The organism is Streptomyces mutabilis (assembly GCF_014649815.1).
GTDB classification, from domain to species: Bacteria; Actinomycetota; Actinomycetes; order Streptomycetales; family Streptomycetaceae; genus Streptomyces; species Streptomyces mutabilis.
In genome coordinates, this window is sequence record NZ_BMTT01000013.1 from 123613 (window position 1) to 149671 (window position 26059).

25 protein-coding genes and 1 pseudogene are annotated in these 26059 nt (G+C 71.7%); 18 read left to right on the forward strand and 8 right to left on the reverse strand.

The window, feature by feature from the left end:
* Positions 1-7 precede the first annotated feature (7 nt).
* Positions 8-859 carry a sulfurtransferase gene (locus tag IE142_RS24625; protein ID WP_191887785.1) on the forward strand — a complete coding sequence of 284 codons (852 nt, stop codon included), beginning with the start codon at positions 8-10 and terminating at the stop codon, positions 857-859.
* Positions 860-931: 72 nt separating this feature from the next.
* Here the strand turns inward: IE142_RS24625 and sepH are convergent, their stop codons facing one another.
* On the reverse strand, positions 932-1993 hold the full coding sequence (gene sepH, locus IE142_RS24630) for a septation protein SepH (RefSeq protein ID WP_191887786.1): 1062 nt from the start codon (positions 1991-1993) through the stop codon (positions 932-934).
* A gap of 470 nt (positions 1994-2463) precedes the next feature.
* On the opposite strand from sepH, the gene IE142_RS24635 reads away from it, so the two are divergent.
* Entirely contained in the window at positions 2464-3330 is an 867-nt protein-coding gene (locus tag IE142_RS24635; protein ID WP_191887787.1) for a hypothetical protein, read from the forward strand.
* On the opposite strand, the gene IE142_RS24640 is transcribed toward IE142_RS24635, so the two are convergent.
* Complete coding sequence (locus IE142_RS24640; RefSeq protein WP_191887788.1) at positions 3254-4591, reverse strand: D-arabinono-1,4-lactone oxidase; 1338 nt, start codon at positions 4589-4591, stop codon at positions 3254-3256. The genes IE142_RS24635 and IE142_RS24640 overlap by 77 nt on opposite strands.
* Positions 4533-5789 (reverse strand): MFS transporter, encoded by a 1257-nt coding sequence (locus IE142_RS24645; RefSeq protein ID WP_191887789.1) that lies wholly within the window; start codon positions 5787-5789, stop codon positions 4533-4535. Before IE142_RS24645 ends, IE142_RS24640 begins: the two co-directional genes overlap by 59 nt.
* A gap of 185 nt (positions 5790-5974) precedes the next feature.
* Here IE142_RS24645 and IE142_RS24650 point away from each other — a divergent pair, with 185 nt between their 5' ends.
* Together IE142_RS24650 and IE142_RS24655 are read left to right on the forward strand one after the other, a co-directional pair.
* A complete protein-coding gene (locus tag IE142_RS24650) occupies positions 5975-7102 on the forward strand; it encodes a ferrochelatase (protein ID WP_191887790.1) in 1128 nt (375 codons plus the stop codon).
* Positions 7103-7110: 8 nt separating this feature from the next.
* A complete protein-coding gene (locus IE142_RS24655) occupies positions 7111-7929 on the forward strand; it encodes an inositol monophosphatase family protein (protein ID WP_191887791.1) in 819 nt (272 codons plus the stop codon).
* Between the two features lie 422 nt (positions 7930-8351).
* Here IE142_RS24655 and IE142_RS24660 read toward each other — a convergent pair whose 3' ends face one another.
* Positions 8352-8525 (reverse strand): hypothetical protein, encoded by a 174-nt coding sequence (locus IE142_RS24660; protein WP_019325850.1) that lies wholly within the window; start codon positions 8523-8525, stop codon positions 8352-8354.
* 414 nt (positions 8526-8939) lie between these two features.
* Here IE142_RS24660 and IE142_RS24665 point away from each other — a divergent pair, with 414 nt between their 5' ends.
* The 4 genes from IE142_RS24665 (at position 8940) to IE142_RS24680 (ending at position 12510) form a co-directional block, all read left to right on the forward strand.
* Positions 8940-9593, forward strand: a complete 654-nt coding sequence (locus IE142_RS24665; protein WP_003993508.1) for a response regulator transcription factor — start codon at positions 8940-8942, stop codon at positions 9591-9593.
* Positions 9594-9599: 6 nt separating this feature from the next.
* Positions 9600-10844, forward strand: a complete 1245-nt coding sequence (locus IE142_RS24670; protein ID WP_191887792.1) for a sensor histidine kinase — start codon at positions 9600-9602, stop codon at positions 10842-10844.
* A gap of 405 nt (positions 10845-11249) precedes the next feature.
* Entirely contained in the window at positions 11250-11546 is a 297-nt protein-coding gene (locus tag IE142_RS24675) for a DUF4193 domain-containing protein (protein ID WP_003993510.1), read from the forward strand.
* A gap of 13 nt (positions 11547-11559) precedes the next feature.
* Complete coding sequence (locus IE142_RS24680; RefSeq protein ID WP_191887793.1) at positions 11560-12510, forward strand: hypothetical protein; 951 nt, start codon at positions 11560-11562, stop codon at positions 12508-12510.
* Between the two features lie 17 nt (positions 12511-12527).
* Here the strand turns inward: IE142_RS24680 and IE142_RS24685 are convergent, their stop codons facing one another.
* On the reverse strand, positions 12528-12989 hold the full coding sequence (locus IE142_RS24685) for a DUF3093 domain-containing protein (RefSeq protein ID WP_100047205.1): 462 nt from the start codon (positions 12987-12989) through the stop codon (positions 12528-12530).
* 57 nt (positions 12990-13046) lie between these two features.
* On the opposite strand from IE142_RS24685, the gene IE142_RS24690 reads away from it, so the two are divergent.
* The 8 genes and pseudogenes from IE142_RS24690 (at position 13047) to IE142_RS24725 (ending at position 20445) form a co-directional block, all read left to right on the forward strand.
* Positions 13047-13631 carry a PaaI family thioesterase gene (locus IE142_RS24690; RefSeq protein WP_191887794.1) on the forward strand — a complete coding sequence of 195 codons (585 nt, stop codon included), beginning with the start codon at positions 13047-13049 and terminating at the stop codon, positions 13629-13631.
* Positions 13628-14206 carry a dUTP diphosphatase gene (dut, locus tag IE142_RS24695; RefSeq protein WP_191887795.1) on the forward strand — a complete coding sequence of 193 codons (579 nt, stop codon included), beginning with the start codon at positions 13628-13630 and terminating at the stop codon, positions 14204-14206. The genes IE142_RS24690 and dut overlap by 4 nt, the downstream gene beginning before the upstream one ends.
* Position 14207: 1 nt before the next feature.
* Positions 14208-14960: a DUF3710 domain-containing protein gene (locus IE142_RS24700; RefSeq protein WP_191887796.1), complete on the forward strand. Its 753-nt coding sequence runs from the start codon at positions 14208-14210 to the stop codon at positions 14958-14960.
* Between the two features lie 157 nt (positions 14961-15117).
* Positions 15118-15910, forward strand: a pseudogene (locus IE142_RS24705) (ABC transporter ATP-binding protein).
* A gap of 18 nt (positions 15911-15928) precedes the next feature.
* Positions 15929-18490, forward strand: a complete 2562-nt coding sequence (locus IE142_RS24710) for a DUF4118 domain-containing protein (RefSeq protein ID WP_191887797.1) — start codon at positions 15929-15931, stop codon at positions 18488-18490.
* The gene (locus IE142_RS24715) at positions 18487-19170 is read left to right on the forward strand and encodes a response regulator (RefSeq protein ID WP_043378957.1); all 684 of its coding nucleotides are present in this window, start codon (positions 18487-18489) and stop codon (positions 19168-19170) included. The genes IE142_RS24710 and IE142_RS24715 overlap by 4 nt, the downstream gene beginning before the upstream one ends.
* 84 nt (positions 19171-19254) lie before the next feature.
* Complete coding sequence (locus IE142_RS24720; protein ID WP_071528847.1) at positions 19255-19653, forward strand: OB-fold nucleic acid binding domain-containing protein; 399 nt, start codon at positions 19255-19257, stop codon at positions 19651-19653.
* A gap of 3 nt (positions 19654-19656) precedes the next feature.
* On the forward strand, positions 19657-20445 hold the full coding sequence (locus IE142_RS24725; protein ID WP_191887798.1) for a DUF3159 domain-containing protein: 789 nt from the start codon (positions 19657-19659) through the stop codon (positions 20443-20445).
* A gap of 132 nt (positions 20446-20577) precedes the next feature.
* Here the strand turns inward: IE142_RS24725 and IE142_RS24730 are convergent, their stop codons facing one another.
* The 3 genes from IE142_RS24730 to IE142_RS37390 all read right to left on the reverse strand — a co-directional run bounded on the left by IE142_RS24730 (position 20578) and on the right by IE142_RS37390 (position 22293).
* Positions 20578-21255 carry a potassium channel family protein gene (locus IE142_RS24730; RefSeq protein WP_100047212.1) on the reverse strand — a complete coding sequence of 226 codons (678 nt, stop codon included), beginning with the start codon at positions 21253-21255 and terminating at the stop codon, positions 20578-20580.
* A complete protein-coding gene (locus IE142_RS24735; RefSeq protein WP_043378948.1) occupies positions 21255-21926 on the reverse strand; it encodes a potassium channel family protein in 672 nt (223 codons plus the stop codon). Before IE142_RS24735 ends, IE142_RS24730 begins: the two co-directional genes overlap by 1 nt.
* Positions 21927-22170: 244 nt before the next feature.
* Positions 22171-22293, reverse strand: coding sequence for a hypothetical protein (locus tag IE142_RS37390; RefSeq protein WP_268252972.1), 123 nt, complete (start codon positions 22291-22293; stop codon positions 22171-22173).
* A 208-nt stretch (positions 22294-22501) separates the two neighbouring features.
* Here IE142_RS37390 and IE142_RS24740 point away from each other — a divergent pair, with 208 nt between their 5' ends.
* Together IE142_RS24740 and IE142_RS24745 are read left to right on the forward strand one after the other, a co-directional pair.
* Complete coding sequence (locus IE142_RS24740; protein ID WP_191887799.1) at positions 22502-24565, forward strand: APC family permease; 2064 nt, start codon at positions 22502-22504, stop codon at positions 24563-24565.
* A gap of 79 nt (positions 24566-24644) precedes the next feature.
* Positions 24645-25997, forward strand: coding sequence for a class I SAM-dependent RNA methyltransferase (locus IE142_RS24745; protein ID WP_191887800.1), 1353 nt, complete (start codon positions 24645-24647; stop codon positions 25995-25997).
* Positions 25998-26059 lie beyond the last annotated feature (62 nt).

Genomic DNA, 26059 nt, shown 5'->3' on the forward strand with positions numbered 1-26059 from the left:
TGGGGCCATGAACGCCATCATCTCCGCATCCGAACTCGCGAAAGGACTTGCGGGCGGTGACCCGCCGGTCCTGCTCGACGTCCGCTGGCAGCTGAGCACCGCGGCGGCGGGCGGGGCCCCACCCTTCGACGGCCGGGCCGAGTACGCCGCCGGGCACCTTCCCGGTGCGGTCTTCGTCGACCTGGACGAGGAACTCGCCTCCACGCCCGGCGCCGGCGGCCGGCATCCGCTGCCGGACGTGGCGGAGTTCGGCGCGGTGATGCGCCGGGCGGGCGTGTCCTCGGGCCGGCCGGTCGTCGTGTACGACGGCGGACAGGGGTGGGCGGCGGCCCGCGCCTGGTGGCTGCTGCGCTGGACGGGTCACCCGAACGTGCGGGTCCTTGACGGGGGGTTGACGTCCTGGGAGGCGCCGTTGTCCACGGACGTCGCCGTCCCCGCGGAGGGCGACTTCGCGCCCGAGCCGGGTGGGTCGGGGTTGTTGGACGCCGACGGGGCGGCCGCGCTGGCTCGGTCCGGGGTGCTGCTCGACGCCCGCGCGGGGGAGCGGTACCGGGGTGAGGTCGAGCCGATCGACCCGGTCGGCGGCCACATCCCGGGGGCCGTGTCCGCGCCTACGGCGGAGAACGTGGCGGCGGACGGCCGCTTCCTGCCCGCGGAGGAACTCCGCGGGCGCTTCGAGGCGCTGGGCGCGACGGAGGACGAAGCGGTCGGCGTGTACTGCGGCTCGGGCGTGTCGGGTGCCCATGAGGTGCTGGCGCTGGCGGTGGCGGGCATCCCGGCGGCGCTGTACGTCGGTTCGTGGTCGGAGTGGTCGGCGGACCCGTCGCGACCGGTCGCGACCGGTCCCGAACCCCAGTAGACCCACCACGTGTGTCGGGGCACGCCCACGCGGGCGCGCCCCGACACACATGCACAAGACGTACTGCTCCTGCTACTCCTGCTTCTTCCGCCGCGTCCCGAACACGATCTCGTCCCAACTCGGCACGGCCGCCCGACGGCCCGGGCGTACCCCGTCGGCCTCGGCCTGGCGGTCGGTGGAGCCGGTGAGGCGGTCGCGGTGGCTGCCCACCGAGCGCGGCATGAGCACGTCGGCGTAGGCGGAACCGGCCGACGCGGCGGGGGCCGCCGGCTCCTCCACCTCGGGCTCCTCGATGGGCTCCTCGGCCGGTTCGGGCGCGCGTTCGGGCACCACCAGGTCGCCCCGGAAGCTCGGCACCGCCTCCAGCAGGCTGGTGAGCGAGTCGCGTTCGCGTTCGGCCGAGGCCGTGGCCGCGGTCTCCTCGGCGGGCTCCGACGGCGGTGGCGCGGGCAGGCTCGGCCGCTCCCGCTGCTCCCGGTCGAGAGTGCGGTCCAACGGCCGGTCGCGCGGCAGCCGCGCGATGCGCGGGACGAACGGGAAGCTGGGCTCGGGCGCGGCGAGGTCGTCGGACTCACCGATCAGCGTGCGCGCCTCCGCGTCGACGGCCTGGACGAGGCGCCTGGGCGGGTCGTAGGTCCAGCTCGCCGAGTGGGGTTCTCCCGCGACCATGTAGACCAGCAGCACTTCCCAGGTGCCGTCGTCGCGGCGCCAGGAGTCCCACTGGACGGTGTCCTTGTCGGCGCCGCGCAGCAGCAGCCGCTCCTGGACGGCCTCGCCGAGGGGCGGCCCGGAGTTCTCGCCGGGACGGCGGACGGGGGTCTTGCGGGCCCGTTCCGCCATGAAGGCGCGCTCGGCCAGCACGGGACCCTCGAACCGCCGCACGCGGTCGACGGGGATGCCGGCCATCTGGGCGACCTCTTCCGCGGTCGCACCGGCTCGTATACGCGCCTGGATGTCGCGGGGGCGGAGATGGCTCTCCACCTCGATCTCGATCTGGCCGAGGCGGGGACGGTCGCCGCGTACGGCGGCCCGGAGCCGCTCGTCGATCGGAAGCGTGTACTCCGTGCTGTCCGCAGCCTTCAGCACCAGCCGTGTGCCGTCATTCGAGACGGCCACGACACGCAGTTCGGGCATGGGGACCTCCCGGGTGGTGCCTGCCGACGTCACGTGCGTCGCTGCTTCCGCTCTGTCGAGTGTGGCCTGCCCGGGTGCAGCCTGCCACAACCTTGCCGAGTTGCCCGGCGTGTCGGGCACGGGCCCTGGATCGCCGTTATGGCACGGTTACCTGTTCGCAACGCTGGGTGACGACTTTCGTCACCCTGTGCAACTAGCCCCCTCTCGGCGGTCCTTCACGGTCCCGGGCGCCCTGTCGGGAGACCGGACCCAGGGCTCGCAACAGTACTCCATTCGGGCCACGTGCGTGGATCGGCGCGCCGTCCAACTTCTGGCAAGAGGTGACGCTTGGCCGTCCCTGGCGCGATTCCGCAATCTTGGCGTGGCGTACTTCACGCAATCACCAGAAACGGAACTAATGGATTCGTTCGCACGTCCCTTTCTCGTGCAGTTGATCGATCACGTACGGGAAAGACAGGCAAGGTCCGGGGATGCGTGAAATGTCCGATGATGCAGGTGAGACGGATACGCCGACGGAGGTGGGAGCCAGGCGGATCGACCTGAGCGTGCCCCAGGTCGCGGGCAGCGCCCTGGCCGCGGTGGTGGCGGCCGAACTCGCCTCGTCCTTCGGCGTGTACGGCACCATCCTCGGCGCCGGCCTGATCAGCGTCGTCGCCACCTGCGGAGGCTCGGTCCTCCAGCACTTCTTCAAGCGCACCGGCGAGCAGCTCCGGGTCAAACGCACGGGTGCCGCACGGACCGCACCGGTCGCGGCGTCGGGAGCCGTTCCCGCCAAGACCCCGGGGGAGTTCACCGAGGGCACCGTCTACCGCGCGCGGGCCAAGGGGTGGAAGCGCCCGCTGGTCGCGGCGGCCCTCGTCTTCGGCGTCACCATGGGCGGGATCACCGCGTACGAACTCGTCTCCGGCGAGAACCTGAGCGGCGGCCACAGCACCACCGTCGGCAGTGCCTTCTCCGGCCACGCCAAGTCCTCTCCGGACTCGGGGAAGTCGGGCGAGTCGGATGATTCCGACGACGGCTCCGGGGACTCGCGCAACCAGGACTCCGGCGATTCCGATGACTCCCACGCCCCCGGTTCCGGCGACGACACCCCGACGGCCACCCCGTCCGGGACCGCGAGCGGCACCGGCGGCGGCGACACGTCCTCGGGCGACACCTCCCAGGAGGACGGCGGTACGGCGTCCACCCCGACACCCACCCCGGACGCCACCGGGGACGACGGCTCCGGCGACGCCTCGAGCCCGGCCCCGGACGCCTCGGCTACGGCCCCAGAACCCGGCGCAAGTAGTCGTTCCGGAACAGACGATCAGGGTCAAGACGGTCCCGCAGCGCCGTGAACTCGCCGAAGCGCGGATACACCCGGGAGAAGTACTCGGCGTCCCGGCTGTGCAGCTTGCCCCAGTGCGGCCGCCCCTCGTGCGCCGTGAAGATGCGCTCGGCCGCGGTGAAGTACGCCTGGTAGGGCGTCCCCCTGAACATGTGGACGGCGACGTACGCGCTGTCGCGGCCCGAGGCGGTGGACAGCGTGATGTCGTCGGCCGGGGCCGTGCGCACCTCGACCGGGAAGCTGATCCGAAGCCGCGACCGGTCCACCATCGCCTTCAGTTCGCGCAGGGTCTCCCCGACGGCCTCACACGGAACGGCGTACTCCATCTCCACGAAACGCACCCGGCGCGGTGATGTGAAGACCTTGTAGGGAGTGTCCGTGTACGTCCGCGCGGAGAGCGCCTTGCTGGAGATCCGCGCGATCGCGGGAACGGCGGCGGGCACCGCGCGGCCGACCCAGTTGGCCGCCTGGAAGACGCCGTTGGACAGGAACTCGTCCTCGAACAAGCCCTTCAGCCGTCCCACAGGCTGCTCGGGACCGGCGCTGCGGTTGTTGCGCTTGGTGCTGGTGTTGCCGGTGTGCGGGAACCAGTAGAACTCGAAGTGTTCGTTCTCGGCCCGGAGTCCGTCGAACTCGGCGAGGACCCGCTCGAAGGGCATCGATTCCTCGCGGGCCGTGAGCAGGAAGACCGGCTCGACGGCGAAGGTGATCGCGGTGACGACGCCCAGCGCTCCCAGGCCGATCCGGGCGGCGGCGAAGACCTCGGGGTTCTCCCGTTCGGAGCAGGTCAGCACCGAGCCGTCGGCGGTGACCATCTCCAGGCCTCGGATCTGGGCGGCGATCGACGCCGAGTCGCGGCCCGTGCCGTGGGTGCCGGTGCTGGTCGCGCCCGAGACGGTCTGCTCCATGACGTCGCCCATGTTCGTCAGCGACAGGCCCTCCCGTGCGAGGGCCAGGTTGAGTCGCTTGAGCGGGGTGCCGGCCTCGACCGTGACCGTCATCGCCTCGCGGTCGACCCGGCGGATCCCGGTCATCAGGTCAGGACGTATCAGCACACCGTCCGTCGCCGCTATCGACGTGAAGGAGTGTCCGGTGCCGACGGCCTTGACCCGCAGCCCCTCCTCGGCCGCCTCGCGGACGGCTTCGGCCAGCTCGTCGACGGAGGCGGGAGCGACCTCCCGCGCGGGGCGCACGGAGACGTTGCCGCCCCAGTTACGCCATGTGCGGCTCTTCCCGTTCGCCGTCCCGCTTGCCGTGCGTGTGCTGCGCAACGGTTCCTCCTCGACGCTGAGCCGGCCGCTTGAGCCGGCGGTACCCGAGGAAACCGACCGCAACCGCGACGGCCCCGGCCACCGCCGGAACCCCGTACCCGGCACGCGCCCCGGAGGCGTCGATCACCCAGCCACCCGCGGAGGAGCCGAGTGCGACCCCGACCGCCAGGCCGGTGCTCACCCAGGTCATGCCCTCGGTGAGCTGCGTGCGCGGTACGTGCTGGTCGATGAGGGACATCGTCGTGATCATCGTGGGAGCGATGGACAGCCCCGCAACGAACAGCGCCGCGGCCAGAAACAGCAGGTTCCCGACCAGTAGGAGGGGGATCATACTCACGGCCATCGCACAGACGCCCAGCAGCCAACGCCGCTCGGGCGGCCCGGCGAAGCGCAGCAGCCCGAAGATCATGGCCGCCGTGCACGATCCGGCCGCGTAGAGAGCAAGGACGAGGCTGGCCGCCGCCTTGTGCCCCTCCTCCTCGGCGAAAGCCACGGTGACCACGTCGATGGCCCCGAAGATCGTCCCCGTGGCCACGAAGGTGGCGACCAGGACCTGGAGCCCCCGGGAGGCCAGCGCGGTGCCGCCGCCCTTGTCCTCGCGCGGGTGCGGCTCGGGCTCGGTGGCGCGCTGCGAGGTCAGCCAGAAGACGCCCGTCGCCAGGAAGCAGGCGGCCAGCAGCGGCCCGGCCTCCGGGAACCAGGCCGTGGACAGACCGATGGAGATGATCGGCCCGAAGATGAAGCAGACCTCGTCCACCACGGACTCGAACGAGTACGCGGTGTGCAGCTGCGGGGTGCCCCGGTACAGCGCCGCCCAGCGGGCCCGGACCATCGCGCCGAGGCTCGGCACGCAGCCGATGCCGACGCAGGCCACGAACAGCACCCAGTCCGGCCACCCGTAGTGCGCGGCCGGCAGCAGCACGGCCGCCGCGGTCAGTGACACCAGGGTCGCCGGGCGCAGCACCCGCCGCTGCCCGTACCGGTCGACCAGACGGGAGACCTGCGGTCCGGCCGCGGCGGCGGCGAGTGCGATGGTGGCCGACAGGGCACCGGCCAGCCCGTACCGCCCGGTGAGCTGCGAGATCATCGTCACCACGCCGATGCCCATCATCGACAGCGGCATCCGGCCGAGGAACCCCGCGGTCGAGAAGGCCTTGGTGCCGGGAGCGGCGAACAGGGCGCGGTAGGGACTGGGCAACGCGGTCTCCGGGAACGGCTCAGTGAAGTGCTCGGTAAGGTCCGAACGCAGTCGATACAGATTAGTCGTGCAGGCGTGCGGGAAACAGCCCGCAAGATGCCCGGAATCACGCCCGCGGCCTGTTGTGACGCGCGGCGTGACCCCACCGTTGGTCGGGTGTCAGTGGCGGGTGGCAGGATCGAGACATGCCAGACGTGCTCGATGCCAGCCCCTACGACGCCTTGCTCCTGCTCTCGTTCGGCGGTCCGGAGGGCCCCGACGACGTGGTCCCGTTCCTGGAGAACGTGACGCGCGGGCGCGGCATCCCCAAGGAACGCCTCCAGGAAGTCGGCCAGCACTACTTCCTCTTCGGCGGGGTCAGCCCCATCAACGACCAGAACAGGGCCCTGCTGGACGCCCTGCGCAAGGACTTCGCCGAGCACGGCTTGGACCTGCCGGTCTACTGGGGCAACCGCAACTGGGCGCCGTACCTGACGGACACCCTGCGCGAGATGGTCCGCGACGGACGCCGCCGCATCCTCGTCCTCGCCACCAGCGCCTACGCCTCGTACTCCGGCTGCCGTCAGTACCGCGAGAACCTCGCGGACGCGCTGGCCGCCCTGGAGGCCGAGGGGCTGGAGCTGCCGGAGATCGACAAGCTCCGGCACTACTTCAACCACCCGGGCTTCGTGGAGCCCATGGTCGACGGGGTCGTCCGGTCGCTCGCCGAGCTGCCCGATGAGGTGCGGGAAGGGGCTCACATCGCCTTCTGCACCCACTCGATCCCCAACTCCGCCGCGGACACCTCCGGCCCGGTCGAGGAGCACGGTGACGGCGGGGCGTACGTGCGCCAGCACCTGGACGTGGCGCAGGTGATCGCCGACGCCGTCCGCGAGCGCACCGGGGCCGACCACCCGTGGCAGCTCGTCTACCAGTCGCGGTCCGGCGCCCCGCACATCCCGTGGCTGGAGCCCGACATCTGCGACCACCTGGAGGAGCGGCACGCGGCCGGCGTTCCCGCGGTGGTGATGGCCCCCATCGGTTTCGTCTCCGACCACATGGAGGTCCTGTACGACCTCGACACGGAGGCCACGGCCAAGGCGAAGGAGCTGGGGCTGCCGGTGCGCCGCTCGGCCACCGTGGGCGCCGACCCGCGGTTCGCCGCCGCGGTCCGCGACCTGGTCATGGAGCGGGCCGCCGACGAGCGCGGGCAGGAGGTCGCGCCCTGCGCCCTCGGCGCGCTCGGCGCCAGCCACAACCTGTGCCCGGTCGGTTGCTGCCCCGCCCGAGCCCCCCGCCCCGCCGCCGCGGGCGCCGACAGTCCCTACGCGTGAGGAGCCCCGTGACCGACGTGACGCCCGACCCGTTCCACGCCGAGTTGCTGAAGATCGCCCAGGAGGCCGCCCACCGCGCGGGCGAGCTGCTGCGGGACGGCCGACCGGCCGACCTGGCGGTCGCGGCCACGAAGTCCAGCCCGATCGACGTGGTCACCGAGATGGACATCGCGGCGGAGAAACTGATCACCGGCCTGATCGCCGACCGGCGCCCCGACGACGGCTTCCTCGGCGAGGAGGGCGCGGCCATCGAGGGCACCAGTGGCGTCCGCTGGGTCGTGGACCCGCTCGACGGCACGGTCAACTACCTGTACGGGCTGCCCACCTGGGCGGTCTCCATCGCCGCGGAGCAGGACGGCGAGCGGGTGGCCGGCGTGGTCGTCGCCCCGATGCGGGGCGAGGCGTACCACGCGGTGCTGGGGGGTGGGGCCTGGGCCACGGGGGCCTGGGACGGCGAGCGCCGGCTCGCCCGCCGCGCCCCGGCTCCGCTGGACCAGGCCCTGGTCTCGACCGGCTTCAACTACGTCGCCGACGTCCGGTCCGAGCAGGCCGAGATCGCGCGCCGGCTGATCCCGCTGGTGCGCGACATCCGGCGCGGCGGGTCCGCCGCGATCGACCTGTGCGACGTGGCCGCCGGCCGCCTCGACGGCTACTACGAGCGCGGGCTGCACCCGTGGGACCTCGCGGCCGGGGACCTGATCGCCCGGGAAGCGGGCGCGGTGACCGGTGGACGTCCCGGTGAGCGGCCGTCCGCCGACCTGACGATCGCGGCCACCCCGGAGGTCTTCGAGCCCCTCCAGCGACTCCTGACGGACCTCGGCGCGTAGACCTCCGGCGGCTCGGCGGGGGTGCCGGTCAGTGCCGGGGGGAGCGCCTGCCGGCACGGCCGGCGCTGCATCCGCCGGGCACGCACCTGGTGCCGAGCGGCGGCGAGCTGGGACCGTCGGCTCGGCGCCGACGGCGGACTAGGTGTCGTCGCCGCCCGTGTCCGACCAGCCGGGCGCGTATCTGGTGACCGCGGGCGGTTTCGCGCGGGCGCCGCGTGGGGCGGCCCGGTCGGCTCGGCTCCGTGGCCCGGCCCGGCCGTCGCCCGCGCGGGGCCGGACCGGCCCGCGCTGCCACCCACGCCGCACTGCCCGCGCGCCCGATACTCCCGCCCGCCGCCGAACCGCCCAACCGCCGAAACGGCAACACACACGACGGGGCCCCGGCGCTGGATCCCGCCGGGGCCCCGTCGTTGACGGGCTGGTCAGACGCTGGTCGTGCCGACCTCCACGCCGTGCTCGGCAGCGAGACGGCGCAGGTCGTCGAGCTCTCCCAGCTCCACCTCGACGAGGAACTCGTCCCCCTCGTCGCGGGCCCGGGACAGGTCGGACTCGGTCGTCTTTATGCGCTGCAGAAGTCCTGCGGTGAAAGCGTCCATGCTGCGCCCCCTCGTCCTGGGTCGTGGGTCGATGGCACGGGGGTGTGCCGTTCGGAAGGGGCGATCACGTCTCCGGTGGAGTGCCCAGCGCTGCCCTGCCGGGCGGCGACGGTGCCGGACACCCACGCCCGCTCTGCGGAAGCGGACCGCGGTGTACCGCGCGGTGACGCGGTACAGGCAGAGCGTGATCGCGGGGTGTAAAGCCGTCCTCCCCCCGCGTCCTTCCGCGGAAACCTCAACCACGCGAGAAAATCTCGCATTCCCGCTCGCGCACCGGTGTTCCTCCCGGACCCTCACCCGTCTTACAGCCGACTTATGGCCGAAAAGGGCAGGATGGAGGCAACACACCCCGCCAACCCCTGCCCTCGTGCGCCCCGGAAGCGCTGCGCGGGTGGACACAGGAAGGACAGCGACGTGCGCGTACTCGTCGTCGAGGACGAGCAACTGCTCGCCGATGCGGTGGCCACCGGACTGCGCCGGGAGGCCATGGCCGTCGACGTCGTGTACGACGGTGCGGCCGCCTTGGAGCGCATCGGCGTCAACGACTACGACGTGGTCGTCCTCGACCGCGACCTCCCGCTCGTGCACGGCGACGACGTGTGCCGCAAGATCGTGGAACTGGGCATGCCCACGCGCGTGCTGATGCTCACGGCCTCCGGCGACGTCAGCGACCGGGTCGAGGGCCTGGAGATCGGCGCCGACGACTACCTGCCCAAGCCCTTCGCGTTCAGCGAGCTCATCGCACGCGTGCGCGCCCTGGGCCGGCGGACCAGCGTGCCCCTGCCGCCGGTGCTGGAGCGCGCCGGAATCAAGCTCGACCCGAACCGCCGCGAGGTGTTCCGGGACGGCAAGGAGGTGCAGCTCGCGCCGAAGGAGTTCGCCGTACTGGAGGTACTCATGCGCAGCGAAGGAGCGGTCGTCTCGGCGGAGCAGCTGCTGGAGAAGGCCTGGGACGAGAACACCGACCCGTTCACCAACGTCGTGCGAGTGACCGTCATGACCCTGCGCCGCAAGCTGGGCGAGCCGCCCGTCATCGTCACCGTCCCCGGCTCCGGCTACCGGATCTGATCGACCGTGGCGACGACACCCGCGCCCCCCGGGGCGCCCCCGAAGCCCACCTGGGACCCGCGTTCGGCCACCCCGATGCCGTGGCTGCGGCCCACCATCCGGATAAGGCTCACGCTGCTGTACGGCGGCATGTTCCTGATCGCCGGCATCCTGCTGCTGTCGATCATCTACCTGCTCGCCGCCGAGGCGGTACGCACCGGCAACCAACCGCTCTACAAGATCGTCGACTACCAGGACCTCAAGGTCGCGAGCAACGACTGTCCGGGAGTCGCCAGTGGCGGCCTGTCGCTGTCGGAGTTCAACGCCGCGATCAGCGACTGCATGGACCGCCAGCGCCAGGTCGCCCTGGACCGGCTGCTCAGCCGCTCGCTGCTGGCTCTGCTCGGCCTCGCCGTGATCGCCTTCGCCTTCGGCTACGCCATGGCCGGACGCGTCCTGTCGCCGCTGGGCCGGATCACCCGCACCGCGCGCGCGGTGGCGGGCTCCGACCTCTCCCGGCGGATCGAGCTGGACGGTCCGGACGACGAGCTCAAGGAGCTGGCGGACACCTTCGACGACATGCTGGAGCGGCTGCAGCGGGCCTTCACCGCCCAGCAGCGCTTCGTCGGCAACGCCTCCCACGAGCTGCGCACACCGCTGGCGATCAACCGCACCCTGCTGGAAGTGCACCTGTCCGATCCGGGCGCCCCGGTGGAACTGCAGCAGCTCGGCAAGACGATGCTGGCCACCAACGAACGCAGCGAGCAGCTCGTCGAGGGCCTGCTGCTGCTCGCCCGCAGCGACAACCAGATCGTCGAGCGCAAGCCGGTGGATCTCGCGGAGGTGGCCGGTCAGGCCATCGACCAGGTGCACGCCGAGGCAGACGCCAAGGGCGTGGAGATCCGCGGCGTCCGGGAGCCCGCGGTGGTCCAGGGCAACGGCGTCCTGCTGGAGCGGATCGCCCTGAACCTCGTCCAGAACGCCGTGCGCTACAACGTGGCGGAACAGGGCTGGGCCGAGGTCACCACCTCGGTCGAGAACGGCCAGGCGGTCCTGGTGGTCACCAACACCGGCCCCGTGGTGCCGGCGTACGAGATCGACAACCTCTTCGAGCCGTTCCGCCGCCTGCGCACCGAGCGCACGGGGAGCGACAAGGGGGTCGGCCTCGGTCTGTCCATCGCGCGGTCGGTGGCCCGGGCGCACGGCGGGCACATCTACGCGCAACCGCGCGAAGGCGGAGGGCTCGTGATGCGCGTGACGCTCCCCGTCTGAGATCATGACCCCGACATCTCACCGACACCCGAGGATGTTCGCTTTGAGCGGAATTTCCAGGCCGAAGGCCCAGGAGTTGCCTGTGTGATCGATCACAGCATGGGCCTTCTCGCCACCTACTCTCCGTGATCATGCACACCGTCGGAAGGCCGGGAAAGTCCTGGTTTTCAGGGGCCCTGATCACGGGAAGTACACGGTGAGGCGCCTTTGAAGTGCGACATTCGGACCGTGTACGGTCCCCATCGCCATCCAAGCCGATCACTCATGAGGAGTCCGGTTGGGTGTCGATTGAGTAACAGACCTTGATGTGAGGCAAAATCTCCGCCTCGGGTCGGGCACAAGTCCGGCCTCTCACGCGTTACGTGCGCTGGAGACACCGCAGACACCCAGAGGGGGAGAGCGACCATGGCAACCGATTACGACACTCCACGCAAGACCGACGACGACGTCGACTCGGACAGCCTCGAAGAGCTGAAGGCCAGGCGGAACGACAAGTCCGCCTCGGCCGTCGACGTCGACGAGTTCGAGGCCGCGGAAGGCCTCGAGCTTCCCGGCGCCGATCTCTCGAACGAGGAACTGGCCGTCCGTGTACTGCCCAAGCAGCAGGACGAGTTCACCTGCATGAGCTGCTTCCTGGTGCACCACCGCAGCCAGCTGGCCCGGGAGAAGAACGGCCAGCCCATCTGCCGCGACTGCGACTGAGGCGGGGTCGGCCGTGACTGGCTCGACCCCTCCCTGGAAGCGCCGCTTCCACAGGCGGGAAGCGGACCAAGGGCCGCTCGACGGCCCCTTCAGTGCGCGTGACGACGAGCGGGGCCCGACCGATACGGGGACGGCCCCGCTCGACTCAGTGGCCGACCGGGGTGACCTCCCGGCGACCGCGCGGACGCCGGCACCCGCTGCCCGGCGCCGGGCAGCGGCGTTCCGGCGCAAGGCCGGACAGGGCGTCCGCAACGGCGGCCAGCGCGCCAGGGCCGCCCTGGGGCACCTCGCCGACCGGATCATCGAACTGGCGCCGCGCGTGCCCGTACGAGATCTGGCGACGCTGCGCAGGCAGTTCCCCGGCCTCGGCCCCGAGGAGCTCGCCGACCGGCTGGTGGCCGGCGCGGCCAAGGGCACGGCCACCGTCGGCGCGGGAATCGGCGCGGCCGCGATGATGCCCGTACCGCCCGCGATGCCCACCGAGCTGGCCGCCGAGGTCACCGGTGTGGCCGCGATCGAGCTGAAGCTGATCGCCGAGCTGCACGAGGTGTACGGCGTGCGTCCGCCCGGCACCCTCGCGCAGCGCAGCACGGCGTACCTGAACTCGTGGTCGGACGAGCGCGGCGTGGACGTGGTCAAGCCGTCGACCCTCGGCTCGGCGATGAACAGCCACATGAAGCGCCAGCTGCGTCAGCAGATCATGAAGCGGATGGTGCGCAATCTGCCGAACCTCATGCCGTTCATGGTCGGCGCCGCCGTGGGCGCCGTGATGAACCGCCGCGACACCAGAAAGCTGGCCGACAGGATCAGGGTGGACCTGCGCAAGAAGCAGGTGCCGTGGAGCGCCCTGGACGAGCTACCGCCCTTGGAGGGGCCGCGGGACGCGCTGGACATGGGCGCCCTCACCAAGGAGCTCGGACCGAAGGGGTCCGGCCGCCCTCCCGGCGGGGACGGCGGCCACTGACACTCGCCCGCCCGGCGTCATGCCGCCGCCTTCGCCGCCTTCAGCGCCTCGACCAGCCGCTCGGGCTCGCGGGTCGACAGGTACAGGTACGGAGTCGGGTCCTCCGGGTCCGTGACCAGCACGCGCACCGCCCGCGGGATATAGGCACGCAGCAGCAGGAAGGCACGGGTGTCGGCCTTGTGCGTGCGCCAGGCGCGGGCCTCCTCCGGGTCCAGGATCTCCGCCTCGCCCAGGGCGGAGAGCGGCACCTTCGCCTCGCCCGCGATCAGCGAGTCCCCCACGACGCGGATGCGGACCGCGCCGTACGAACTGGCCGCCACCGCGGCCACCGCCGTTCCGCCGGCCAGGCCGCCCAGCATCGGCAGCGTGCCGAAGGGCAGCAGGATCAGGGCGAACGAGAGCCCCACCAGGAAGGACCCCAGCCACCAGGAGCGGGGCGCGGTGAGGCGTTCTTCGTAAGGGGCGGTGGAGAGCTGCATGCACCAAGCTTGGCACGGTATCGGTGTTCGGCCGACGCGCGGGTAAGGTCTGCGCCTGTGAGTGGTACTTCCCCTGGTCTCCAGCCCCCCGCCGATGCCGTGAAACCCGTACGGCACCCCGACGCGCCCGCCCCCGGCGAGCCGCTCGGTGCCCACTACGGCCAGTGCTTCGGCTGCGGCGGCGACCAGCCCCACGGGCTGCACCTCGAGGCGCGCGCCGGTGAAGGCGTGTCGATCACCGCCGAGTTCACCGTGCGACCCGCCCACCAGGGCGCCCCCGGCCTGGCGCACGGCGGCGTGCTGGCCACCGCGCTGGACGAGTCCCTGGGCTCGCTGAACTGGCTCCTGCGCACGATCGCGGTGACCGGGCGGCTGGAGACCGACTTCCTGCGGCCGGTGCCCGTCGACACCACGCTGTACCTGGAGGCCGAGGTGACCGCGGTGGCCGGCCGGAAGATCTACTCCACCGCCACCGGCCGGATCGGCGGACCCGACGGCCCGGTGGCCGTACGCGCCGACGCCCTCTTCATCGAGGTCAAGGTCGAACACTTCGTGAACCACGGCCGCCAGGAGGAGATCCGCGCCGCCATGGACGACCCCGACCAGCTCCGCCGCGCCCGCGCCTTCGAGGTGAACCCGTGAGCCTCCCCGACCCCGGACACCGTGAGCCCCGACCGGACCTCGAGGTCCTGATCCGCCGCGTCGACCCCGACGTACCGCTCCCGGCGTACGCGCAGCCCGGTGACGCCGGCGCGGATCTGCGGACCACCGTCGACTGCGAACTCGCGCCCGGCGACCGAGCCGTACTGCCCACGGGCGTGTCTGTGGCGCTCCCGGAGGGGTACGCGGCCTTCGTGCACCCGCGATCCGGTCTCGCGGCCCGCTGCGGCGTCGCCCTCGTGAATGCCCCGGGGACGATTGATGCCGGGTACCGTGGGGAGATCAAGGTGATCGTGGTGAATCTCGATCCGCGCGAGAGCGTGCGGTTCGAGCGCTTCGACCGGATTGCCCAACTGGTCGTCCAGCAGGTCGAGAGGGTCCGCTTCCGACAGGTCGCGGAGCTTCCCGACTCGGCGCGGGCCGAGGGGGGCTTCGGGTCCACCGGCGGCCACGCCGGGACGGACCGGGCAAGCGGCACAAGCGGTCAGGTCGCCGATGGTGGCCCGACGGGTGGGAATCGATACGCTTCGGTCGTATCCGACCGGGAAGGACAGTGACGTGTTCGGACGTCGCAAGAAGAGGGATGCCGCCGAGGACGCGGCCGGCGAGGCCGAGCAGGTCGTCGACAGCGTCGACACCGAGGCGGACGGGGAGCGCGAGCGCGTGAGGCTCGAGCCCGAACCGCGGCCCGACGGGCCCTGGGACAGCGCCGAGGTCCGCGACCCCGCCGAGGGCCGGGTGGACCTGGGCGGTCTCTTCGTACCCGGAGTCGAGGGCATGGAGCTGCGGGTGGAGGTCGCGGGCGACGCGATCGTCGCCGCGACCGTCGTGCTGCGCGACAGCGCCATCCAGCTGCAGGGCTTCGCCGCGCCCAAGCGCGAGGGCATCTGGGGCGAGGTGCGTGAGGAGATCGCCTCCGGCATCACCCAGCAGGGTGGCATCATCGAGGAGGTCGAGGGCCCGCTGGGCTGGGAGCTGCGGGCGCAGGTCCCGGTGCAGCTGCCGGACGGCACGGGCGGCTTCCAGGTCGTGCGGTTCGTCGGCGTCGACGGTCCCCGCTGGTTCCTGCGCGGAGTGATCTCCGGACAGGGCGCGGTGCAGCCGCAGGCCGCCGGGCTGCTGGAGCAGATCTTCCGGGACACGGTCGTGGTCCGAGGCGAGGGCCCGATGGCCCCCCGCGACCCGATCGTCCTCAAGCTCCCCAACGACGCGCAGATGGTCCCCGAGGGCGTCCAGCAGGAGGAGGGCTCCCGCTTCTCCGGCGGCATGGGCCAGCTCCAGCGCGGCCCGGAGATCACCGAGGTCCGGTAGGCGAGGACTCGGTACGGATTCCCGTACGTGACGCAGGGGCCGCATCCCGGGGTGCGGCCCCTGCGGCGTGCGGGCGTGTTCCGGGGGCACGGGGCGGGCAGGGCCGTTGAACCCTCCCGGACTCCTCGCGATACCGGCGCCCGGTGCACGGCGGCTCATGAGTCGGGTGGTCACCGGGGCCATGGTGCGTGTGGAGGGCGTGCGCAAGGCGTACGGTCACGGCGCCGCCGCCGTACACGCCCTGCGCGGCGTCTCCTTCGAGGTGCCGCGCGGTGAGCTCGTCGCCCTGAAGGGGCGGTCGGGTTCGGGGAAGACCACGCTGCTCAACATCGTCGGCGGGCTGGACGCGGCCGACGCCGGGCGGGTCCGGGGCGACGGCCACGAACTCGCGGACCTGGACGAGGACGGGCTGCTGACCCTGCGCCGGGACCGCGTCGGCTTCGTCTTCCAGTCCTTCGGGCTCATCCCTGTCCTCACGGCCGCCGGGAACGTGGGCGTCCCGCTGCGACTGCGCCGGACCCCACCGCGCGAACGCGAGGAGCGCGTCGCACTGCTCCTCTCCCTCGTCGGCCTCGCCGACCACGCCGCCCAGCGGTCCGGTGAGCTGTCCGGCGGGCGGCAGCAGCGGGTCGCCGTCGCCCGCGCCCTCGCCAACGACCCGGCGCTGCTGATCGCCGACGAGCACCGGTCAGCTGGACGCGGAGACCGGGCACGCCGTGATGGAGCTGCTGCGGGCCGTACGCAGCGAACGGGTCACCGTCCTGGTCGCCAGTCACTGCGCGACGATCTCCCCGTCCCGGAGCTTCAGCACCCGGTCGGCGAGGTCCAGCAGGGTGGCGTCGTGGGTACCGGGGCGTCAGGGTTCCGTCAAAGAGCACCGGCGTCCCGTATTCCGACCTGATTCGTCGGGATTGCTGGCCGTAAGGTCGACGCTGCGCAGCCAGCGCTGACCGGAAGACAATGAGGCCATGGGACGCGGCAAGCTTCGGATCTACCTCGGTGCGGCACCGGGCGTCGGCAAGACGTACGCGATGCTGTCCGAGGCGCACCGCCGCGTGGAGCGGGGCACGGACTGCGTCGTGGCCTTCGTCGAGCACCACGGCAGGTCGCGCACCGAAGTCCTGCTGCACGGTCTGGAGCAGGTGCCGCGCCGGGAGCTGGTGCACCGCGGCGCCGTCTTCACCGAACTGGACCTCGACGCGGTGCTGGCACGCGGCCCCGGGGTCGCCCTGGTGGACGAACTGGCGCACACCAACGTCCCCGGCGCCCGCAACGCCAAGCGGTGGCAGGACGTGGAGGAGCTGCTGGCCGCGGGCATCGACGTGATCTCGGCCGTCAACATCCAGCACCTGGAGTCCCTCGGCGACGTCGTCGAGTCGATCACGGGCGTACGGCAGCAGGAGACCGTGCCGGACGAGGTCGTACGGCGGGCCGACCAGATCGAACTCGTGGACATGTCGCCCCAGGCACTGCGTCGGCGCATGGCCCACGGCAACATCTACCAGCCGGACAAGGTCGACGCGGCCCTGTCCAACTACTTCCGCCCCGGCAACCTCACCGCCCTGCGCGAGCTGGCCCTCCTGTGGGTGGCGGACCGGGTCGACGAGTACCTGCAGCAGTACCGCAGCGAGCACCGCGTCTCGAAGATCTGGGGCTCGCGCGAGCGCATCGTGGTCGGCCTCACCGGCGGCCCCGAGGGGCGGACCCTGATACGCCGGGCCGCGCGCCTCGCGGAGAAGGGCGCGGGCGGCGAGGTGCTGGCCGTCTACATAGCCCGCAGCGACGGGCTCACCGCGGCCTCCCCGAAGGAGCTGGCGGTGCAGCGCACCCTGGTCGAGGACCTCGGCGGCACCTTCCACCACGTGCTAGGCGACGACATACCGGCCGCCCTGCTCGACTTCGCGCGCGGCAGCAACGCCACCCAGATCGTCCTCGGCTCCTCACGCCGCAAGGCCTGGCAGTACGTCTTCGGCCCCGGCGTCGGCGCGACGGTGGCCCGCGAGTCCGGCCCCGACCTGGACGTCCACATCGTCACGCACGAGGAGGTCGCCAAGGGCCGCGGACTGCCCGTGGCCAGAGGCGCACGGCTCGGCCGCTCCCGGATCGTCTGGGGCTGGCTCACGGGCCTCGGCGGACCGGTCCTGCTGACGCTGCTGCTGAACACCGTCCACCTGGGCCTCGCCAACGACGTCCTGCTCTACCTGGCACTGACCGTGGCAGCCGCACTGCTCGGCGGCCTCTACCCGGCGCTCGCCTCGGCCGCGGTCGGCTCCCTCCTGCTCAACTGGTTCTTCACGCCCCCGGTCAACCGGATCACCATCGCCGACCCCCGGAACATGCTTGCGCTCGCCATATTCGTGGGCGTCGCGCTCTCCGTGGCCTCCGTAGTCGACGTCGCCGCCCGCCGCACCCACCAAGCCGCCCGCCTGCGCGCCGAGTCGCAGATCCTCTCCTTCCTGGCCGGCGACGTCCTGCGCGGCATGACCAGCCTGGAGACCCTGCTGGAACGGGTGCGCGAGTCCTTCGGCATGGAGTCGGCCGCCCTGCTGGAACGTGAGGGCGACGTGGAGCCCTGGACCTGCGCCGGCCGCGCCGGTACGGGCCCGCCGGTGCGGCGCCCGGAGGACGCCGACGTGGACATGCCAATCGGGGACCACATGGCCCTCGCGCTCACCGGCCGCGTGCTGCCCGCCGAGGACCGCCGGGTGCTGGCCGCGTTCGCCGTCCAGGCCGCCGTCGTCCTGGACCGGCGGCGCCTGCGCGAGGAGGCCGACCGGGCCCGCGCGCTGGCCGAGGGCAACCGCATCCGCACGGCGCTGCTGGCCGCCGTCAGCCATGACCTGCGTACGCCGCTCGCCGGGATAAAGGCGGCGGTCACCAGTCTGCGTTCCGACGACGTTGCGTGGTCCGATGAGGACCGGGCCGAACTCCTGGAGGGCATCGAGGAGGGCGCCGACCGCCTCGACCACCTCGTCGGGAACCTGCTCGACATGTCCCGCCTCCAGACCGGCACGGTCACGCCGCTGATCCGCGAGATCGACGTCGACGAGGTCGTGCCGATGGCCCTCGGCGGGGTGCCCGACGGAAGCGTCGAGCTGGACGTGCCCGAGACGCTGCCCATGGTCGCCGTCGACGCCGGGCTGCTGGAGCGGGCGATGGCCAACCTGATCGAGAACGCCGTCAAGTACAGCCCCGCCGGCCGGACCGTCCTGGTCGCCGCCAGCGCCCTCGCGGACCGCGTCGAGGTGCGGGTCGTCGACCGGGGGCCGGGCGTGCCGGACGACGCCAAGGAATGCATCTTCGAGCCCTTCCAGCGGTACGGCGACGCCCCGCGCGGCGCCGGAGTGGGCCTCGGCCTCGCCGTGGCCCGGGGCTTCGCCGAGGCGATGGCCGGCACCCTGAACGCCGAGGACACCCCCGGCGGCGGCCTCACCATGGTTCTCACCCTCCGCGCGGCGGGCTCACCCGCCGGTACTCCCCCCTTCGCGACCGCGGGAAGCGCGACAGCAGAAAGGCAGGCCGCCCGATGACCCGGGTGCTCGTGATCGACGACGAACCGCAGATCGTGCGCGCGCTCGTGATCAACCTAAAGGCCCGGCACTACGAGGCCGATGCCGCCCACGACGGCGCCACCGCCCTCCAGCTCGCCGCCGCCCGCCACCCCGACGTCGTCGTGCTGGACCTGGGCCTGCCCGACATGGACGGCGTCGAGGTGATCCGGGGCCTGCGCGGCTGGACCCGGGTGCCGATCCTGGTGCTGTCCGCCCGGCACTCCTCCGACGAGAAGGTCGAGGCGCTCGACGCGGGCGCCGACGACTACGTCACCAAGCCCTTCGGCATGGACGAACTGCTCGCCCGCCTCCGCGCCGCCGTCCGCCGGGCCGAGCCCGTCCCGGGCGGTGAGGACGACGTGATCGTCGACACCGCGGGGTTCACCGTCGACCTGGCCGCGAAGAAGGTGAACCGGGACGGCAGGGACGTACGGCTGACGCCCACCGAGTGGCACCTGCTGGAGGTGCTGGTGCGCAACACCGGCCGCCTGGTCAGCCAGAAGCAGCTGCTGCAGGAGGTGTGGGGACCGTCGTACGGGACGGAGACGAACTACCTGCGGGTCTACATGGCGCAGTTGCGCCGCAAGCTGGAAACGGACCCGGCCCACCCGCGCCACTTCATCACGGAGCCGGGCATGGGGTACCGCTTCGAGAGGTGAGCGGGCGGGGAGCGAAAGGTGAGCCTCGCGATACCGGCCCGAGAGGGGTGCATGGCTGTCGGTCCGCCCCGGTACGCTTCTGATATGAGTGCTGCTCCGCGTTCCGACAAGCCGGTGGGCCGGTTCCGGCGCATGTTCGACCGGCTCTCCTCGTCGCAGGAGGACCTGGAGTCCGAGGAACTGCGCGAGGACGCCGACACCGCCGGCTGCACCCGCATCGGGGACTGCCAGGACCGTCAGATCGTCTCGGTTACTGGTACCTTGCGCACGGTCACCCTGCGACCGCGCGCGGGCGTCCCGGCCCTGGAGGCCGAGCTGTTCGACGGCTCCGCCGCCCTGGACGTCGTGTGGCTGGGCAGACGCTCCATCGTGGGCATAGAGCCGGGGCGCAAGCTCATCGCATCGGGCCGGATCTCCATGAGCCGGGGCCGCCGGGTGCTCTTCAACCCGAAATACGAACTGAGACCCCTCGGACGGGAGTAGCCGGTGACGTCGCTCGACAAGCCGACCGAAGACACCCAGGACACGGAAGCGGACAACGCCCGAACGGTGACGGAGGCCGCGCTCTTCGAGGCGTTCGGCGGCGTGCGGGGCATGGTCGAGACGGTGCTGCCGGGCCTGCTCTTCGTCACCATCTTCACGCTCAACAGCGACCTGCACATGTCGGCGATCGCGGCGCTGGCCGTGTCGCTGGTGCTGGTCGTGGTCCGGCTGGCGATGAAGGACACCGTCAAGCACGCCTTCAGCGGTGTCTTCGGCGTCGCCTTCGGCGTGGTTTTCGCGATGATGACCGACAACGCCAAGAACTTCTATCTGCCGGGCATGCTCTACACCCTGGGCCTGGCCCTGGCGTACATCGTCACCTCGCTGGCCGGCGTGCCGCTGATCGGCCTGATCCTCGGCCCGGTCTTCAAGGAGAACCTCTCCTGGCGCACCCGGAACCCGGGCCGCAAGAAGGCCTACACCAAGGCCAGCTACGCCTGGGGCTTCATCCTGCTCGCCAAGTCGGCGATCCTCTTCCCGCTGTACTGGTGGGCGGACACCGAGCAGCTCGGCTGGGTCCTGGTCACCCTGAAGATCCCGCCCTTCCTGCTCGCCGTCTGGCTGACCTGGGTTTTCCTGGCGAAGGCACCGGCGCCCATCGACGTGTTCGCGGAGATGGAGGCGGCGGAGCAGGCCGAGAAGGAGCAGAAGGCACGCGAGAAGGCCGAGCGCGAGGCACGGGGCGAGGACGCCCAGGACCCGGCGCCCGGCGGCAGGCACCGCAGCGGCTGACGGCACCGCGAGGACCGACGGACCCCGAGAGACGACGTACTGCGGGGAGTGACGGCACACGACGGTGGGGGCGCCCGGAAATCTCCGGGCGCCCCCACCGTCGTATGGCGGGCCGTGCGGCCCTGCGCCGGATCAGCGCGCCGTACTGCCCTTCCGCGCCGACAGCAGGTCCTCGAGCTGCTCCTCGCGGGCCTGCGCCGCCACGAACAGCAGCTCGTCGCCGGCCTCCAGGGAGTCCTCCCGGGACGGCGTCAGCACCCGGGTGCCGCGGATGATCGTGACCAGCGAGGTGTCCTCGGGCCACTCCACGTCGCCCACCTGGGTGCCGGCCAGGGCCGACTCCTCCGGCAGGGTCAGCTCCACCAGGTTGGCGTCGCCGTGGCTGAAGCGCAGCAGCCGGACCAGGTCGCCGACGCTCACCGCCTCCTCCACCAGGGCCGACATCAGCCGCGGCGTGGAGACGGCGACGTCCACGCCCCAGGACTCGTTGAACAGCCACTCGTTCTTCGGGTTGTTCACCCGGGCGACAACGCGCGGAACGCCGTACTCCGTCTTGGCCAGCAGGGAGACGACCAGGTTGACCTTGTCGTCGCCCGTCGCGGCGATCACGACGTTGCAGCGCTGGAGCGCCGCCTCGTCCAGGGACGTGATCTCGCACGCGTCCGCGAGCAGCCACTCCGCCATCGGCACCCGCTCGACCGAGATCGCGGTCGGCGCCTTGTCGATCAGCAGCACCTCGTGGCCGTTCTCCAGCAGCTCGCCCGCGATCGAACGGCCGACCGCACCGGCTCCGGCAATGGCGACCCTCATCAGTGACCGCCCTCCTCTTCGGGACCCTTGGCGAACGCCGCCTCGACCTTGTGGACCTCGTCGGTGCGCATCATCACGTGCACCAGGTCACCCTCCTGCAACACCGTCTGCGACGACGGCAGGATCGCCTCCCCGAGCCGGGTGAGGAATGCCACCCGCACCCCGGTCTCGTCCTGCAGTCGGCTGATCTTGTGGCCGACCCAGGACGCCGAGGTGTGCACTTCCGCGAGCTGGACGCCGCCGGTGGGATCGCGCCACAGCGGCTCGGCGCCCGAGGGGAGCAGCCGGCGCAGCATCTGGTCGGCCGTCCAGCGGACGGTGGCGACCGTGGGGATGCCCAGGCGCTGGTAGACCTCGGCGCGGCGGGGGTCGTAGATGCGGGCGGCGACGTTCTCCACGCCGAACATCTCGCGGGCCACCCGGGCGGCGATGATGTTCGAGTTGTCGCCGCTGGAGACGGCGGCGAAGGCGCCCGCCTCCTCGATGCCGGCCTCCCGCAAGGTGTCCTGGTCGAAGCCGATGCCGGTGACCCTGCGGCCGCCGAACGTGGAACCGAGGCGGCGGAAGGCGGTGGGGTCCTGGTCGACCACGGCGACCGTGTGCCCCTGCTGCTCCAGGTTCTGCGCGAGGGCCGAGCCCACGCGCCCGCAGCCCATGATGACGATGTGCATCGCCTCACACCCCGCTCTCTGCGGGCCCGCCGGCCTCTGTGGATGTCCTGCTCATGTCTCTCTTTCGGCTCGCCTGGCGACACGTCGCGGCCGGTGTGCGGCCGCAGGGGAACATCATGCCGGTGAGCACCGGCCCTGACGCCTCTCGGGGCCCGGGGAAGTCCGGAACCCGAGCGGAAGCTCGGATTCCCCCATCGTCCGCCCCCAACGTAGCGGCATGCCTCGGGGGGCCGCATGGGCCCGCTCACCCTCCGGCCGAGGACCTCCGCCGGCCGATGCTGCGGATGCTGGCAAGAGTCAGGATTCCGAGGCCGACGAGCGTGGCGCCGCCGCCGATCAGCTCTGCGCTCAGGTCGCTCAGATGCATGGGACCTCCAGGGGGCGGTGCAACAGTGGGGGAGCGGTCGGCAATCGGGCGGCGTTCCTCATACAGGCAGACATTCAGGCACGCCGCCCGCACGACCTGCGGAATCCGCAGCCCTACGGGTATCCGAGTTCACCCGTAGAGCAGAGGGCGTGCCGCTCGGGGGTGGCGGTTGGGCGGGCGCCCGTTCGAAGGCTTACGATCCTCTGTTGTGTCCAAACTGACCGACGTGCCCAAACGGATCCTGATCGGGCGCGCACTGCGCAGTGACCGGCTGGGGGAAACGCTCCTGCCGAAGCGCATCGCCCTCCCCGTCTTCGCCTCCGACCCGCTGTCCTCCGTGGCGTACGCGCCCGGCGAGGTGCTGCTGGTGCTGTCCATCGCGGGCGTGTCGGCGTACCACTTCAGCCCCTGGATCGCGGTCGCGGTCGTGGTGCTGATGTTCACCGTGGTCGCCTCCTACCGACAGAACGTCCACGCCTACCCGAGCGGCGGCGGCGACTACGAGGTGGCGAACACCAACCTCGGTCCCAAGGCCGGTCTGACGGTCGCCAGCGCCCTGCTGGTCGACTACGTCCTGACCGTCGCCGTCTCCATCTCCTCCGGCATCGAGAACCTCGGCTCCGCGATCCCCTTCGTGGTCGAGCACAAGGTCCTCTGCGCGATCGCCGTCATCCTGCTGCTGACCCTGATGAACCTGCGCGGCGTCAAGGAGTCGGGCACGCTCTTCGCCATCCCGACGTACGTCTTCGTCGCGGGCGTCTTCATCATGATCGCGTGGGGCGCCTTCCGCGGCCTGGTCCTGGACGACACCATGCGCGCCCCCACCGCCGACTACGAGATCAAGCCGGAACACGGCGGCCTGGCCGGCTTCGCCCTGGTCTTCCTCCTGCTACGCGCATTCTCCTCCGGCTGTGCCGCGCTCACCGGCGTCGAGGCGATCTCCAACGGCGTCCCGGCCTTCCGCAAGCCCAAGTCGAAGAACGCGGGCAACACCCTCGCGATGATGGGCCTGCTCGCCGTCACCATGTTCTGCGGCATCATCGCGCTGGCCGCCGCCACCGACGTCCGCATGTCGGAGAACCCGGCCAAGGACCTCTTCCACGACGGCGTCCCGCTCGGCGCGGACTACGTGCAGCACCCGGTGATCTCGCAGGTCGCCGAGGCGGTCTTCGGCGAGGGCAGCTTCCTGTTCATCGTCCTGGCCGCCGCCACCGCGCTCGTCCTCTTCCTGGCCGCCAACACCGCGTACAACGGCTTCCCGCTGCTCGGCTCGATCCTCGCCCAGGACCGCTACCTGCCCCGCCAGCTGCACACCCGCGGCGACCGCCTGGCCTTCTCCAACGGCATCGTGCTCCTGGCCGGCGCGGCGATGCTCCTGGTCTTCGTCTACGGCGCCGACTCCACGCGCCTGATCCAGCTCTACATCGTCGGCGTCTTCGTCTCCTTCACGCTCAGCCAGATCGGCATGGTCCGCCACTGGAACCGCCACCTGGCCACGGAGAAGGCCCCGGCCGCCCGCCGCCGCATGATCCGCTCCCGCGCGATCAACGCCTTCGGCGCCTTCTTCACGGGCCTGGTCCTGGTCGTCGTACTGGCCACCAAGTTCACGCACGGCGCCTGGGTCGCCCTGCTCGGCATGTGCATCTTCTTCGCGACGATGACGGCCATCCGCAAGCACTACGACCGCGTCGCCGAGGAGATCGCCGCCCCCGAGGGCCCCGAGGCGGCCCAGAGCGACGACATGGTGCGCCCCTCCCGCGTCCACTCGGTGGTCCTGATCTCAAAGATCCACCGCCCGACCCTGCGCGCGCTCGCCTACGCCAAGCTGATGCGCTCCGACACTCTGGAGGCGCTCAGCGTCAACGTCGACCCGGCCGAGACCAAGGCCCTGCGCGACGAGTGGGAGCGCCGCGGCATCGCCGTACCGCTGAAGGTGCTGGACTCGCCCTACCGCGAGATCACGCGGCCGGTCATCGAGTACGTCAAGAGCCTGCGCAAGGAGTCCCCGCGCGACGCGGTCTCGGTCATCATCCCCGAGTACGTGGTCGGCCACTGGTACGAGCACCTGCTCCACAACCAGAGCGCCCTGCGCCTCAAGGGCCGCCTGCTCTTCACCCCCGGCGTCATGGTCACCTCGGTGCCTTACCAGCTCCAGTCCTCCGAGGCGGCCAAGCGGCGCGCCCGCAAGCGGCAGGACTGGAACGCGCCGGGTGCGGTGCGGCGAGGACCGGCGCAGTCCGACCGGGCGAAGGAGTCCTCCTCTTCGTCGTAGACTGGACGGCTGTTGTCCTACGGCGTACGTCTTCCGGCGTGCGTCCCCGTGCCGTCCCGTTCTCTGGAGTCACCCCGCCATGCACGCAGAACAGAAGAAATCGCAGGCGGAGTCCCCGGCGGTCTCGCTGGTGGGTGAGGAGTACGAGGTCGAGATCGGCCCCGTCGCCCACGGCGGCCACTGCATCGCCCGCACGTCCGAGGGCCAGGTGCTGTTCGTCCGGCACGCGCTGCCCGGCGAGCGGGTCGTGGCCCGCGTCACGGAGGGCGCGGAGGGAGCCCGCTTCCTGCGTGCCGACGCCGTCGAAATCCTGGACGCCTCCAAGGACCGCATCGAGGCCCCCTGCCCCTTCGCCGGTCCCGGCCGCTGCGGCGGCTGCGACTGGCAGCACGCCAAGCCGGGTGCCCAGCGCCGGCTGAAGGGCGAGGTCGTCGCCGAGCAGCTGAAGCGCCTCGCCGGCCTCACTCCCGAGGAGGCCGGCTGGGACGGCACGGTGATGCCGGCCGAGGGTGACAAGGTGCCCGCCGGCCAGGTCCCGTCGTGGCGCACCCGGGTCCAGTACGCCGTTGACACCGAGGGCCGCGCGGGCCTGCGCAAGCACCGCTCGCACGAGGTCCAGCCGATCGACCACTGCATGATCGCCGCGGAGGGCGTCAGCGAGCTTGGCATCGAGCAGCGGGACTGGACGGGCATGGAAACCATCGAGGCGATCGCGGCGACCGGCTCCCAGGACCGGCAGGTCATCCTGACCCCGCGGCCGGGCGCGAGGCTCCCCATCGTCGAGCTGGACCGCCCGGTCTCGGTGATGCGGGTCGGGGAGAAGGACGGCGGCGTCCACCGCGTCCACGGCCGCCCGTTCGTCCGCGAGCGCGCCGACGACCGCACCTACCGGGTGGGCGGCGGCGGCTTCTGGCAGGTCCACCCGAAGGCCGCCGACACCCTGGTCAAGGCGGTCATGCAGGGCCTGCTCCCGCGCAAGGGCGACATGGCCCTCGACCTGTACTGCGGGGTCGGCCTCTTCGCCGGCGCCCTGGCCGACCGGGTCGGGGACAAGGGCGCCGTCCTCGGCATCGAGTCCGGCAAGCGCGCGGTCGAGGACGCCCGGCACAACCTCGCCGACTTCGACCGGGTGCGGATCGAGCAGGGCAAGGTGGAGTCCGTCCTGCCGCGCACGGGCATCGACGAGGTCGACCTCATCGTCCTGGACCCGCCGCGCGCGGGGGCGGGGCGCAAGACGGTGCAGCACCTGTCGTCGCTGGGGGCACGGAGGATCGCGTACGTGGCATGCGATCCGGCGGCGCTGGCGCGGGATCTGGGGTACTTCCGGGACGGGGGGTACCGGGTGCGGATGCTGCGGGTGTTCGATCTGTTTCCGATGACGCATCACGTGGAGTGCGTGGCGATTCTCGAGCCTGCTGGCAAGGGGGCCTGACCTGCGCTTTTGTTGTCCGGTGGGTTGCTCGACCTGTTTCCCTCCGCCGCCAGCTCGAAGGC